The sequence below is a fragment of the Diaphorobacter ruginosibacter genome (assembly GCF_040396215.1).
GTDB lineage: Bacteria > Pseudomonadota > Gammaproteobacteria > Burkholderiales > Burkholderiaceae_C > Diaphorobacter_A > Diaphorobacter_A ruginosibacter_A.
The window spans coordinates 1-13,725 of sequence record NZ_JBEBOW010000105.1; the positions used below are offsets into that span (position 1 = coordinate 1).

The following is a 13,725-nucleotide window of genomic DNA, read 5'->3' on the forward strand; positions in this document are numbered from 1 at the left end:
CTCGTCTCGATCGCAAACCTTCGGTTTGCTGGGTCGTGTTAGCAGCTCTTAAGCTGGTGATTCGCTAACGGTATTTTAAAAAAACTCTTCCCTCGGCGATCCTTCGAGCTGTCCGCATAACGCGCAGTTGCTCAATGCACAGCTTTTCGCTCACGGCGATGTCTATGTACGCGATTCCAGAAGGATGGCCGAAGGCAATACGCCCAGGCGATCGACTATTTGTTTGCCCGACTAGACGATGCGGGAGCGTTCCGGCAATAGCGCAAGCTAGGCCACTGGTCGCGGTCAGCGTGGCGGCAAGTGTCTTGCTGGCGGAACCTGAGGCGAATTGCCGTACAGCCAAATGAAATTTGTCAGCCTGAATGCGTTCGCCTTGGGTGCAGGTCAGATAATCCGCGGGCTCGCTTACAACGATCAGCATTGGCGTGGAGGCCGCTTGCCGTGCATCCCAGTATTGGCGTAGTCCGCATCGATAAGCCACGGCACGCCGTATGGCGTCCATGCGCGATTTCAGGGCGGCGTTGTTGTCTATTTCTTCCGGACTCTCGGTTCCGGCCATGCCGAGCGAACTGGCATGAACATAGACTGCCATGTTCGCGCCATCGACAATAGACAGCTCGATGCTGCCCGCTTCAGGAATTTCCCAGATATCCAGAGAATTTCCAGTTGGAAGCACGCGCCCGGTAATCGCACCCGTTGCATGAGAGAAATCCAGCGATATCGGAGCGCCAAATCCCGGCACGCCACCGATGGAGAATTCGCCACGCCACTGTGGAACACCATCATGCACAGGGACTCCCACGCGCACGATGCGATCCGTGTTCAGGTTGTGAACTCTGACCAGGGTGACTCCTTCATTGGGGGGAACGAGCCCTTCCTCGATGGCGTACATGCCCACTGCGGCCAAGAGGTTGCCGCAGTTGAGATTGAAGTCGACCTCTGCCCGGACAGTGCCGACCTGGCCGAACAAATACGATACGTCACTGTCTGAGCGAACAGGTTTTCCGATGATGGCGGCTTTGCTGGTGAGCTTGTCCGCGCCGCCCAGTCCGTCGATTTGGCGACGATCGGGTGATCCAAAAAGGTCAAGTAGCAAGTCAGTGAGTGCATCCCGGTCTGTGGGTACATCCTCGGCGCGCAGAAAGATCCCCTTGCTCGTGCCGCCGCGCATCAGAACGAATGGAATGCTGCAACCCATGTCCCGCGCCTCAGGCCAATTTCTGGAAACGGGGAATGCTGATGTCTCCGGTGACATCATCGAATACGACCTCGACCTTGTCGCCTACCTTGACATCGGATGGTGGAACGCCAATCACATTACTCAACATGCGGGGACCTTCGTCGAGTTGAATAAGCGAGACGTTGTAGGGCACATCTCCTGCAAAAGCCTGGTTGTAGACCTGATGGAAAACGATACTTGAGTAGACGGTACCCTTTCCGGAAATGCTCTTCCATTCATACTTCTCACCAAGGCAATGGGGACACAGGTGATTGATGGGGTAGCGGGCCTTTCCGCAATCACTGCAATGTTGAAGGGCGAGCCGATGGGCGTGTGTCGCTTCCCAGAAGGGGCGGTTGAGCGCATCGAGGGACGGCAGGGGCTTGTCGTAGGTATTGCTTGTCTCGGTCATGTTGTGGTTCCTTATGCTGCTTTAAGAATCATGGCGTTGGAACAGTTCAACGTCATGCCACGCCCCGTGACAAGGCATGTTTCGGCATCTTTTACCTGGCGTTCGCCACAGGTGCCGCGCATCTGGCGAACACCTTCTACAGCATGCAGCCAGCCTTCCATGTAGGACTCTGAAAGATTGCCCCCTGCGGTGTTAACCGGTAATTGACCGCCGAGTTCGATACGGCCACCTTCGGTGAATGGTCCGCCTTCACCGACTCCGCAGAACCCCGCATGTTCCAACCAGAGAATCACGCTCATGGTGAAGTTGTCGTAGAGCTGGGCGACATGGATATCTTTGGGTGCCATGCCTGCCATGCGGTAGGCGCGGTCCAGCGCATCTTTCTGGTGCGGTACGTACCACCAGTTTTCACGCTCCATGTTTTGCGTTGTATAGGCCTGGCCCATGCCCGAGATGAGCACGGGTTTCTGTTTGAGATCGCGTGCTCGTTCAGCGGATGTGAGAATCAGACAAACACCACCGTCGCTGATCAGGCAGCAGTCGAGCAGGTGAAACGGTTCGACGACCCAGCGTGAAGCTTGATGATCTTCCACGGTGATGGGGTCGCGCATCACGGCATTGGGATTCATTGATGCGTGCTTGCGGCAAGCGACGGCGACATTGCCGAGATGGCGGCTGGTAGTTCCATAGAGCGCCATGTGCCTGCTTGCGGCGATGGCACTGTTGGCGGCTGCGCCGAACATGCCCCAGATTCCCCACGAATCACCCCAGCCGGAGGCGCGCGAGAAGCGGTAGTTGCCAGTGCGCGCCGTGTCGGCGAACATGCAGGCGACATAGTCTGCCATGCCCGACTCGATCGCCATCGCGGCGTTTTGAATAAGCGCGCCGCAAGTGCCGCCGCCCATGGTCATGCTGCCGGTATATTTGGGGTCGATGCCAAGAGTCTCACCCATGCGCAGATAGTTCAGGGATGCTTCTGGCGATGTCGTTCCCGGCATGGTCAGCAGTCCGTCGATTTGGCTCTTCTGCAGGCCTGAGTCTTCAAGTGCCAGCTTGAAAGCCTGCGCTGCCAGCGTGACCGGAGTGGAGCCCGGCAACTTTCCCTGCGGGGTTGCGCCTACCCCCACGATTGCAATCTTGTCCTTGAGTGAACCCATCAAAGTCTCCTTGAGTTGTGGTCAGCGGCCGCGATACACGGGCGTGCGCTTTTCCTGAAATGCGATGCGACCTTCTATGCGGTCCTCCGTATCGCGCAACATGCCGAATGCGTAGCTTTCCAGCGCCAGAGCCTGCGCCAGCGGCAGGGAGCGACCGTCCCGCACCAGTCTTTTGGCGGCACGCACCGACAGCGGGGCGTTCTGTGCGATGCGGCGCGCGATCGTCATGGCGCACTCCATCAGATCGCTGGGTGCGACGACCCTGCTGACCAGGTTGATGCGCAAGGCTTCCAGCGCATCGATGCGGTCTCCAGTAAGCAGCATCAGCATCGCATCGGATTGCGCAACGAGGCGCGGCAGGTTCTGCGTGCCGCCTGCACCGGGAATGCTTCCCAGCCGAACTTCGGACAAAGCGAACTGTGCGTTTTCGGAAGCGATGCGGATATCGCAAGCCAGGGCCAGTTCCATACCCCCTCCCATGGCGTAGCCATTGACTGCGCAGAGTATGGGTTTGTCCATGTCCATCCCGGTGAGCAAATGCCGTGGGGTTGCGGTGCCGAACGTCAGCTGTGCGGGACTTTCCTTGGGTGGCATGGTCTTCTTGAGATCCGACCCCGTGCAGAACGCCTTCTCACCAGCACCAGTGAGAATGACGCAGCGCACGTTGTCGTCATGTGCGGATTGCTGCCATGCGTCGAACAGTTCTTGACGCATCTCGGGATCGATGGAGTTAAGGGCTTCTGGCCGGTTCAACGTGATGATGGCAACGCCATCGCGCACCTCGTAGTTCAATGACATGGGGTCTCCTTGGGTGTGAATTTCAATTCCGCGGCTTTGCGCCACTGGCGCACGGGAACATGGCTGATGCGCATCGCGCACTCAACAAGGGCATCCACGTTGCCTTGCGTATCTCCCCAGGCAAAGCAATCCCTTGCCTTATCGCTCAGTTCATCCACAGTAAGCGGCAGTTGGGCTGATCCCCTGAGCGCATCAATGCGCCTGTCAATGCTGCGTCCATCGTGCAACGTGACCTGGATCTCCGCCCAGCGCGGAAATGTGGGACCGCCGGCGGAGTCGTCGCTTGTGACAGAGGCCAGAAATGCCTGAGCTTCGGGACGTTGCACCGACTCATTCGTGAAACTGGCAAGGCCAACCTGTCCATCCAGCAAGGCTGCTGTCATGGCATATTGCATGCTGAACTTGGCTTCCAGTCCTGTCTTTGGGCGGTGGTGAATGAGAGGTGTGAAGGCTCCGGCGCTGGCACGCACATGTACGGAACGGACATCGGAGAGTTGCAAAGTCCATTGCTTGCGAACATCCAGAATGCCGTCCAGCGCGCGATGTGTTGCATAGCACAGCGGATATTTCTTGACCTCGATGCCGCAGCGCACCAGCTCGAGCGGTTGCTCCCCAAGGGCGGCGAGCGAAGAGGTCAGCGCCTCTCCATTGCCGTATAGATCGAGATAACCGAACGGGGCATCGAGAACGCCCACAGAGGATTCAAATCCCTCGCGGGCCATAAGTGCAGACCGCAGACCGCTGGCGTTGCTGTGCCCCGCCTGAAAGGACTTGGCGTCTGTCCCGAAATTTGCACGCGACCCAGCGGCCTGGGCCACGGCCAGTCCAATGGCGTGGGCAATCTGTCGTTCGTCGAGCCTCAACAATTTGGCGCACGCAACCGCTGCTCCGATGCATCCGATCGTGGCGGTCGAATGCCATCCATGCGCATAGTGATCGATCGCCATGGCGTGTGAGAGCTTGCAGATGACCTCGAAGCCCACCACATATGCGCTTACTAGATCGCGACCGTCAGCATCCATGGCTTCCGCCAGACTGAGAAGCGCTGGAAGCATGGCAACGCTTGGGTGTCCGCGCAACGGAGAAGTGACATCGTCATAGTCAAGCACGTGACCGGCGATGCCATTGCAGAGCACCGCCAACTCCAAAGGCATTAATTCTCCGCTACCCCAGTATTCAGCCTGCATGCCCGTTGTCTGACCGTGAGCCTTTGCATAGCGCACTGCGCGGACAGAAGCTGGTTCATTACGCCCCGCGATCGCAACACAATACGTATCCACCATGGCGCGGCCACAGGCCAGCATCAGATCTGGCGTGAGATCGTCATGTCCAAAGCGGTATGCAAAACGGGCGATCTGCTGAGCGGCGGTCATTGGAGCGCTCCTTGATCTCTCAGGGCTGAGATATCGGTGGCAGACAGGCCAAGTTTTTCCTGGAGTACGCTATCCGTATGTTCGCCCAACAGGGGCGCGGGGCGGTGAGGGCGGGACAGTGATCCGCTCATATGCACGGGTAGTGCGTTGTAAACAGTCTCTCCCATTTCTGCATGATTCAGGTATACCCAGTGACCGCGAGCCTGCAGTTGTGGATCACGCAGCAGCACGTCTTGCGCGTTCTGTACAGGCCCCGCAATGACGTGCTGCTGTTGCAGCAATTGCGTGAGAACATGGTTGTCAAACGATCGGGTAACTGACGCGATGCATGTGTTCAGCTCATCGCGATGCAGCCAGCGCTGCGCCGCCGATGAAAATCGCGGATCGCTCGCGAGTTCCTGCATACCAAGAACATGCAGCAAGGCGCTCCATTGCTTTTGCTGTGGAGCCGAAATGGCAATCCATTGGTCCGGGCCAGTGGTTGGAAACACTCCGTGTGGTGCTGCGGCAATATGCTGGTTTCCGGTACGTTGCGTGATATGGCCGTTGACGGTGTAGTCGAGCACGGCCGGACCAAGCAATGAAATCGTGGGTTCAATCTGCGCGAGATCGATCAGTTGTCCTTGTCCAGTGCGCCGTTTGTGCCGCATTGCACAGAGAATGGCGAAAGCGCCATGTGCGGGATTGGGTACGTGATCTGGAAAATTGGTCCCCGTTCCCGTGGGCTCCAGGTGTGGTAGTCCACACAGGTGATGAAGACCTGTCACCGCGCCCATGGTGAGGCCATATCCGAGATATTTGGATTCTGGACCGGTTTGGCCATGCATGGACATTGCGATGTAGATGATGTCCTGTTTGAACGCGCGAACTGCTTCATAGCCCAGGCCGAACCTTTCCATGATGCCGGGCGTGAAGTTGTTGGCTACCACATCAGAGCGCTCGATCAATCGACGCGCAATTGCATTGCCAGCATCAGACTTCAGGTTGAGCGTCACGCTTCGCTTGCTCGAATTGCGATCCGCGAAATAGCCGCTGCGGTTGACGCCACGAACACCATCCTTGAACGGCTTGGCGTCGCGCAACGTGTCCATACGTTCGGTACTTTCGATCTTGATCACATCGGCACCAAGGTCCGCGAGGATCTTTGTGGTGTAGGAGCCTGCGCCGATCCATGTGAAATCGGCGACTGTGATGCCGGCTAAGGGACGTGGTAGTTGCTGGGTCATGCGATGGCACCTTCGCGCAGAAGTACGGATTGCTCATCACGGCTGTAGCCAAGAGCATCAAGAATTTCGGATGTGTGTTCACCCAGCCGTGGCGCGGGACGCCCGAGCTGCCAAGGTGATCCGGTCAGGGAGTACGGTGCGCCGGGAAGGGTGAGCGTCTTGCCTGTATAGGGATGTGCGGTCTGTTGAAAGTACCCCCGATGGAGCAGTTGCCGATTAGCCAGAAGATCCGCCGTTGTACTGACAGGGCAAATGGGAATGCGCCGCGCCTGCCCTTGCTCGTACAACTGTGCTTTGGTCAAAGTTGCTGCGAACGGATTGAAGATGCCAGCGAAGATTTGCTTGGCTTCTCCCGTTTGGAGAAACGCACTGTCCAACCATCGTGGATCGCGCAATTGAGCTGCTTGCGAGGCGCCGACGTCCACAAGCCACTCCGTCGTTGCACTCCAGAACTTGTTGGATGCGACGCCACCGGCCATCAAATAGACCATGCCATCCCGGCAGGGGAAAACACCAGTACCTGCCTGCTTCTGCTCGCCGCCGCCGCGTGTGCGCACTGTGTTTTCCAGCTCCACGAACTGAACTGCGTTTTCAAGCGCCATGGCGACGCTTTCCTGGATAGAGACGTCAATATGTTGTCCTGCGCCTTCATTCGCCGTGCTTTCGACCTGAAGAACGGCCACCAGGGATGCCACTGCGGCGAATTGAGCTGCTGACAGAAGCGCCTGATTGCCATAAGGAGCCGTTGGTGCCAGTCCCGGATAGCCCCCCAACGATAGCAACCCACCAAAAGCGAGTGAAACCAGATCATCCGCAGAGTATCCAGATAGTGGACCGCTTTGGCCGAATGCCGTAATGCTTGTCATGACCAGATTGGGCTGGAGGGCGTGGAGACTCTCGAAATCGATCCCCCATTGGCTCATGCGGCCAGGCTGCTCCGATTCAATGATCACGTCTGCTTTTGCTGCCAGCTTCCTGAACACCTCCTGGCCAGATGCGCAGCTCAGGTCGAGTGCTGCGCCGAGCTTTCCCTGGTTGAAATAGGCGAAGCTCAGGCTTCGTTCTTTATGCGGAATATTGTCCAAGAAAGGCCCGTCTTTGCGGATGGTGGAGCCGGAGATTGGCTCCACTAGTGTCACCTCTGCGCCCATTTGTGCAAATAGCTTGCCACAGTATTGTTCGCACCCCTGTGTGAGGTCCAAAACCCGAACGCCCTGTAAGGCGGTGATTGTTTCTTGATGCATAGCCGATTGAGCGATCGATTGAATCTTGGCGAAATCGTAGGCCGAATCGAATCAATTAGGCTATGTGTTTTAGCATATGTGAGTCCATATATTGAGAAAGTTGGTTCAACTTATAAATAAAATTTTGAACTACGTGTTGTTATCAATATATGGACCATTTGATGCTCGAGACATCTACAAATATCAGCATGCATGTCTCACACTGGTATACGAATTAGAGAACCAGGAGACATACATGCATCGTTCTAAGCGTTGGGTGAAGTCCTCGCTTGTTTCATTGATCGCGCTGTGGAGCGTCGGCGTGACAATGGCGCAGGAATTTCCAAATCGTCCTATACGTCTGATTGCTCCATTCTCGGCGGGAGCCAGCACCGATTTACTTGCGCGTGTGGTGGCACAGTCCATGTCAAAGAAGCTGGGGCAGCAAGTCGTGGTCGACAACAAGCCAGGCGCCGGTGGGATCGTGGCGGCTGAAATGACGGCGCGATCGGCTCCGGATGGCTACACATTCATGCTGACATCGGCTGGGATTGTCACCATGAATCAAAGCATCTACACCAAGCTGCCTTACGATCCGTTAAAGGATTTCGCTCCGCTGACTATTGCGGTGAGGATGCCCATTGCGATCGTTGTTAACCCCGCGGTTCCGATTCATACCATGGGTGAATTGCTGAGCTACGCGAAAGCCAATCCCGGTAAGCTGACATATGGGTCTGCGGGCACGGGGACGTCCCAGCACCTGGCGGGAGAACTCTTCAAATCCATGGCACATGTCAATCTTCTGCATGTGCCATACAAGGGCGGTGGACCCGCCATGAATGACCTGCTTGCCAATCAGGTGTCGATGATGTTTGTGCAAGTGCCTTCTGCGTTGCCTCAGATTCAGGCGGGAAGGATCCGGGCTGTTGCCGTGGGAAGCGACAAGCGGGATGCCAAACTTCCGAACGCTCCCACAGTTGCCGAGTCTGGCATTGCAGGCTACAACTCCGATACATGGTATGGATTTGTCATGCCTACAGGTGTGCCAAAGCCTATTGCACAGAAGCTATATGCATCTGTCATCGATGCTCTGAAAGAAAACGAGCAGAAGCTCTCGGATCAGGGATTCAACCTCGACGGAGGTAGTCCTGAGAAGATGGAAGAGACGATCAAGGTTGAATCGACGAAGTGGGCCAGCGTGATAAAGGCAGCCAACATCAGGGCTGATTGAGCGCGAACTCCATGGTGCAAGATCATTCGCACAATTTTCGCGCTGTCAGCCATCCTTTGAGGATACACAGTGGAGAGCGAGCGCTTGAGCAATTGCCGGCCGAGCTTGATCGGTTGAAGTTAAGGCGCGCTTTTGTGCTTTGCGGTCGCAGTCTTCATGATTCGACGACTTTGATTGCTTCTATCCGGGCACAACTTGGATCTCGTTTTGCAGCGATGTGTGTGAATATGGGAGCTGACGTCGACAGTGAACGTGTCGAGCAAGCTGCAGCCATGGCGCGCGAGTGCAATGCAGACTGCCTGATCGCAGTCGGGGCGGGCAGTACCACCAAGGCCTGCCGTGTCGTGGCGATCCGTATGGCGGAAGAGGGGCCATTGGCGCAGCTCGCGACACGTTACGACGCGAATGGCGTGGGGCACAGCGTCAGACTGCTCGCGGTGAAGGTGCCTATCTTCAATGTTCTGACTGCGGCAACAACGAGCCAGAATCGCAGTGGCGCATCTATTCGTGACTCGGCATCCGAGCGGCAATTGGAGTTCTTCGATCCCAAGACCCGTGCAACGGCTGTGTTCTGGGATGCACAAGCCTTGCTTACTGCGCCGCTGTCTTTGACGCGCTCCGCAGCTGGAATGGAGTTCTGGTGGGCGCTGATGAATCTGGCGGGAGCCGGCAACGAGAACCCGTTGGTGCAGGCTTGCCGGCGCCAGTGCTGGTTCATCGCCAACGCTGCTTTTCCGCGAATGAACGATGCACAGGATTGGCGCGTAAGGGCAGAACTCTGTGCGGCATCGTTGCTCAGGACGAGGGATGAAGACGATGGCGGTGCGCCACTTGGCGTTCTACCCGGAACGCACGAGTTGCGCATGCATCCCATCACTCGAGCTACCTATATGCTGGCACAGGCGCTGTTCAACGCGGGAACGGGTGTGACTCAATCCCAGGCAACGATGGCGCTTGCAGGTGCCGCCATTCGTGCATTCGGTCAATGGTGTCCTGACGCAGTGAGCGATATGGCGGATCTTCTGGGGGCGCCGAGTCATCGTCCGGGTCAGGTGGCGATGCATCTGGACGATCGCCTGCGCAACGCAGGCTTTACCGTGGACCTGAGAGCCAGAGGCTTGTCCCGCAAGCAGTGCGGGAAAGTCATGGAGCGTGCACTGCACACGTTCAACTGTAATGCGGACGGTTGGATGAATGACAAGACCGATAGCCTTCAGGACATGCTGAATTCAGTGACTTGACGGATACATACATGTGAGGAGACAAACCATGCAACGCAAAGAATTTCTTTTGAGAACGGCTGCACTTGCAGCGTCAGCCTGGTGCGATGCCACTGCCTTTGCATCCAACGAGGACTCGTTCCCCACACGGCCATTACGCATCATTGTTCCGTTCAATGCGGGCGCATCGGTGGACACGATCTCCCGATCAATGGCGGCGCTGATGTCAAAGAAGTTCAATCAGTCGGTGGTGGTGGAGAACAAGCCTGGAGCCAATGCCGCGATTGGCGCCCTGGCGTTGGTGAATGCGCCCGCTGACGGTTATACGCTGTTCTTTGCTTCCGACTCTGCGCTGGTGTTGAATGGCTTGCTTTACAAGAAGCTTGCGTATGATCCCGAAAAGGATTTCACTCCAGTCGCGCTTGCGGTGAATGTGCCGCTGGTCATGCTGGTCAACGCCTCGATGCCGGTTCAGAACGTGCAGGAGTTTGTGGCATTCGCAAAGAAGAATCCCGGTAAGCTCAACTACAGTTCGACGGGCACGGGAGGCGCATTTCATCTCGCGGGTGAAATGTTCTCGCAGGCCGCAGACATCGATATGACACACGTTCCTTTCACTGGCGGAGCTCCGGCGATACAAGCGCTACTTGCCAATCAGGTGCAGGTGATGTTCGGTGTCGTCGGGTCGAGCCTGCCGCATGTGCGCTCCGGAAAGTTGAGGGCGCTTGCAGTAGTGACCAAAGAACGAGTAAGTGCATTGCCAGGCATTCCGACTCTCCAAGAAAGCGGATATCCAGGGTTGGAGGCTTCGGTGCGTTACGGCATGGTTGCGAAAAAAGGAACACAGCCCAAGGTGCTCGAGGCGCTCAATGACGCGGCCAACTTTGCGCTGGAAGATCCGGGCTATCGCGAACGATACACCGCGGAGGGATATGAGGTTCCCAAGGCGCACAAGCCGCAGGAGTTTGAACAGCAAATCGCCTCCGATCGAAAGATGTGGAGCCAGCTCATCAAATCCCGAGGCATTTCACTGGACTGAAGACTCTCGAGCATCATGCGGAATCACGTCCATGAACGCATCCCGATTCACAGCCGCGCCATTCAGTACGAGAGTTATCTGAGAATGGATGGGCATTGGGATATTGAAGGCACACTCATAGACAGCAAGTCCTATGATCAGTTCCTGTTGGAGAAGGGGCCCTTGCGTGCGGGTTCTCCGATACATCATATGCTGGTACGTCTATGCATTGATGACGAGTTCATCATCCATGAGATCTTTGCCGAGATGCCGGCCACGCCTTTCTCGGCCTGCCAACCTGCGCGAGATCCTGTGCAGGGACTGGTTGGCGCAAAGCTGGGGAAGGGATGGCGTAAACGGATTGATGAATGCATGGGAGGCGAATCAGGTTGCACTCACTTGCGTGAATTGCTGAGCGGCATGGCAACAGCCGCCATACAGACCGTCGGGCGATACCGCGCGCACCAACGACGAACGGCTGGCCTTCCCGAACCGGTGATGTTGCACCCCAGACAGCCATTGGGCGAGTGCCTGGGATGGTCGTTTACGGGCGAGGTCATGAAACGCTTTAGACCTGAGTTCTATGGATGGAGGCCTGAACAGCCTTGAGGATTCAAACAGGATTCAGGGCCCTTCGGCGGCGCTGCCGCGATACGCAACCAGTGATTTCTCGATCGCGGATACGGCTTCCAGCATCAGTCTGGCGACATGCTCCGTGCGCTCTTCGTCAAGCCGCGAAGAGATGGTCGAGAGGCTGATACCAGCAATGGGGGTGCCCTGGGCGTCGCGGATGGGTACACCGATCGTGCGGATGTCGGGAATTTCGAGCAAGTTGCGAGCGATATACCCTCGTGCCCGTCCCCTCGTTATGCTGCGTCGCAGTGCGGACTCTGAATATCTTGGATATTTCTTCAGCGTGCGTTCAAGGTTGGCCTTGAAGACGCGGTTGAGTTCATCGTTGTCCATGGCGCTGAGGATGGCCGCAGCGCCACCACCCACGGTCAATGGTCTGCGCTTGCCGATCTCCAGCACGTACACCTTGATTGGCGCATCTCCTTCGGCCCGGTCCGTGCATACACCATCGAGTCCCGAGCGTTCCGTAAGAAAAACGGTATCGCCGGTGAGCGTGGCGATACGCTGAAGATGAGGATGGCAAATGTCGCGCAATGCAATTTTTGGAGATGCCGCAAGCCCCATCTCGTACATCGCGGGGCCGAGATAGTAGCGGCGCGTATCAGCGTCCTGACGCAGGAGACGCTCCGCAACCAAGGCCTGAAGTAAGCGATGCACTGTGGGGCGTTCCAATCCCGCAGCGCGATAAAGGTCGGCCAATCTGAGCCCGGAGCGTTGTCCCGATGCCACCAGTCGAAGCAGTAATGCGACGCGTTGCACCACCTGGCTTCCGGCTGCCTTGGGGGCATTTGAAGATTCATCATGTCTCATTATGTGATCCTGTTTGGATGGCGATTTAGAAGAATTCTACGGATATTTTCCTATCATAAATATGCTTGGAGAAGGTCCACATATTGATCTGTATAAAGGTGCGAAAAAATGAATTTTGAATTGCCAGATACCACGAGGATGATTCGCGATACGGTACGTGAATTCACGCAGCGTGAGCTGTATCCGTTGGAGTCGCTGATCGTGCGAAGAGAAGCTGACCGCGGCATGCGTGACGACCCGCTTTTGCCGCCCGAGCTGGAGCATGAACTGCAGGAGAAGGCTCGCAGGATCGGGCTTTGGGGTATCGATGTGCCCGAAGAGTTCGGTGGCCAGGCATTTGGCATGTTGGCCAAATGTGTGGTGACGGAGCAGCTCAAGCATTCCATCGTGCCGTTTGTTCCGCCTCCGGACAGTCCTAATCTTTACCTGCTCAAGGAACAGTGCAAGGGTGCTCAGATCGACAGGTACCTGATGCCCTACGTGCGTGGCGAAAAGAAGAGTTGCATCGCCTTGTCCGAAGAAGGAGCGGGCTCCGATGCGGCGGGTATCCGCACGCGGGCCGAGCGCCGTAATGGCAAGTGGGTGATCAATGGTGCGAAGATGTGGATCAGCAATGCGCGAAGGTCCCACTTCATGATCGTGGTGGCTGTTACCGATCCAACCAAAGGCTCCAGGGGTGGGATGACGGCTTTCCTGGTAGATCGCGATACGCCTGGCGTCAGCATTCCGACCTCCTATCCGATGATCGGCGAATATCATCCGTATCAGGTTTTCTTCGATAACGTTGAACTGGACGATGCTCAGGTGCTGGGTGAAGTTGGCAATGCGTTCGTGCCAATCACCAACCGGCTTGGTGTGCGCCGACTCGATATCGCATCACGCTGCCTTGGCTTGGCTGAGCGCTGTATACAGATGATGATCGAGCAGGCCAATACCCGCAAGACATTCGGTTCGTTTCTGGCTGACCGTCAGGCGATCCAATGGATGATTGCCGACAGCTGGCAGGAACTCGAAATGGTACGCCTGCTTGTATACCAATTGGCCTGGAAGATCGACAACGGCGCCACGGATTTTCGCCGCGAGGGATCCATGGTGAAGGTTCAGGCGACAGAGTTGATTCAAAGAGTCGCTGATCGCGCAATACAGCTCTTTGGAGGAATGGGGCTGTCGAAGGAACTCCCGCTGGAATACATCGCCAGATCCGCGCGCGTTCTACGCATAGTGGAGGGGCCTAGCGAGGTGCATCGTTGGGTCATTGCGCGAGACATTCTGCGGAATGGGCTTCCAGCATAAATCGTGAGGCCTGAAACGGGTCGAGAAATCAAGGCCCGTACTCGTGCCACGGCGCGCGAACTCCAGCATCACCGTCAGGTCCTGGAACATCTGTGGCCGCCTGTCCGGCATG

13 protein-coding genes are annotated in these 13,725 nt (G+C 56.7%); 5 read left to right on the forward strand and 8 right to left on the reverse strand.

The window, feature by feature from the left end:
- Window positions 1–64: 64 nt before the first annotated feature.
- Genes ABWP92_RS12815 through ABWP92_RS12845 form a run of 7 tightly spaced genes read right to left on the reverse strand, consistent with a single transcriptional unit; the run spans window position 65 to window position 7,429 of the window.
- Window positions 65–1,198: a PrpF domain-containing protein gene (locus tag ABWP92_RS12815; protein ID WP_353235775.1), complete on the reverse strand. Its 1,134-nt coding sequence runs from the start codon at window positions 1,196–1,198 to the stop codon at window positions 65–67.
- Window positions 1,199–1,208: 10 nt separating this feature from the next.
- On the reverse strand, window positions 1,209–1,631 hold the full coding sequence (locus ABWP92_RS12820; protein ID WP_353235776.1) for a Zn-ribbon domain-containing OB-fold protein: 423 nt from the start codon (window positions 1,629–1,631) through the stop codon (window positions 1,209–1,211).
- A gap of 11 nt (window positions 1,632–1,642) precedes the next feature.
- Window positions 1,643–2,788 carry a thiolase family protein gene (locus ABWP92_RS12825; protein WP_353235777.1) on the reverse strand — a complete coding sequence of 382 codons (1,146 nt, stop codon included), beginning with the start codon at window positions 2,786–2,788 and terminating at the stop codon, window positions 1,643–1,645.
- A gap of 21 nt (window positions 2,789–2,809) precedes the next feature.
- On the reverse strand, window positions 2,810–3,586 hold the full coding sequence (locus tag ABWP92_RS12830; protein ID WP_353235778.1) for an enoyl-CoA hydratase/isomerase family protein: 777 nt from the start codon (window positions 3,584–3,586) through the stop codon (window positions 2,810–2,812).
- Entirely contained in the window at window positions 3,577–4,959 is a 1,383-nt protein-coding gene (locus ABWP92_RS12835; protein ID WP_353235779.1) for an MmgE/PrpD family protein, read from the reverse strand. Before ABWP92_RS12835 ends, ABWP92_RS12830 begins: the two co-directional genes overlap by 10 nt.
- Window positions 4,956–6,185 (reverse strand): CaiB/BaiF CoA transferase family protein, encoded by a 1,230-nt coding sequence (locus ABWP92_RS12840; RefSeq protein ID WP_353235780.1) that lies wholly within the window; start codon window positions 6,183–6,185, stop codon window positions 4,956–4,958. Before ABWP92_RS12840 ends, ABWP92_RS12835 begins: the two co-directional genes overlap by 4 nt.
- Window positions 6,182–7,429, reverse strand: coding sequence for a CaiB/BaiF CoA transferase family protein (locus ABWP92_RS12845; RefSeq protein ID WP_353235781.1), 1,248 nt, complete (start codon window positions 7,427–7,429; stop codon window positions 6,182–6,184). The genes ABWP92_RS12840 and ABWP92_RS12845 overlap by 4 nt, the downstream gene beginning before the upstream one ends.
- A 235-nt stretch (window positions 7,430–7,664) precedes the next feature.
- Here ABWP92_RS12845 and ABWP92_RS12850 point away from each other — a divergent pair, with 235 nt between their 5' ends.
- From ABWP92_RS12850 to ABWP92_RS12865, 4 genes are read left to right on the forward strand one after another with little or no spacing between them, the layout of a single operon-like run.
- Window positions 7,665–8,639 carry a Bug family tripartite tricarboxylate transporter substrate binding protein gene (locus tag ABWP92_RS12850; protein WP_353235782.1) on the forward strand — a complete coding sequence of 325 codons (975 nt, stop codon included), beginning with the start codon at window positions 7,665–7,667 and terminating at the stop codon, window positions 8,637–8,639.
- On the forward strand, window positions 8,636–9,880 hold the full coding sequence (locus ABWP92_RS12855; protein WP_353235783.1) for an iron-containing alcohol dehydrogenase: 1,245 nt from the start codon (window positions 8,636–8,638) through the stop codon (window positions 9,878–9,880). Before ABWP92_RS12850 ends, ABWP92_RS12855 begins: the two co-directional genes overlap by 4 nt.
- A 28-nt stretch (window positions 9,881–9,908) precedes the next feature.
- Entirely contained in the window at window positions 9,909–10,898 is a 990-nt protein-coding gene (locus tag ABWP92_RS12860) for a Bug family tripartite tricarboxylate transporter substrate binding protein (RefSeq protein WP_353235784.1), read from the forward strand.
- Window positions 10,899–10,913: 15 nt separating this feature from the next.
- Window positions 10,914–11,486 carry a DUF2889 domain-containing protein gene (locus ABWP92_RS12865; RefSeq protein ID WP_353235785.1) on the forward strand — a complete coding sequence of 191 codons (573 nt, stop codon included), beginning with the start codon at window positions 10,914–10,916 and terminating at the stop codon, window positions 11,484–11,486.
- A 15-nt stretch (window positions 11,487–11,501) separates the two neighbouring features.
- On the opposite strand, the gene ABWP92_RS12870 is transcribed toward ABWP92_RS12865, so the two are convergent.
- A complete protein-coding gene (locus ABWP92_RS12870; RefSeq protein ID WP_353235786.1) occupies window positions 11,502–12,320 on the reverse strand; it encodes an IclR family transcriptional regulator in 819 nt (272 codons plus the stop codon).
- 108 nt (window positions 12,321–12,428) lie between these two features.
- On the opposite strand from ABWP92_RS12870, the gene ABWP92_RS12875 reads away from it, so the two are divergent.
- The gene (locus ABWP92_RS12875) at window positions 12,429–13,613 is read left to right on the forward strand and encodes an acyl-CoA dehydrogenase family protein (protein WP_353235787.1); all 1,185 of its coding nucleotides are present in this window, start codon (window positions 12,429–12,431) and stop codon (window positions 13,611–13,613) included.
- Window positions 13,614–13,725: the final 112 nt, after the last annotated feature.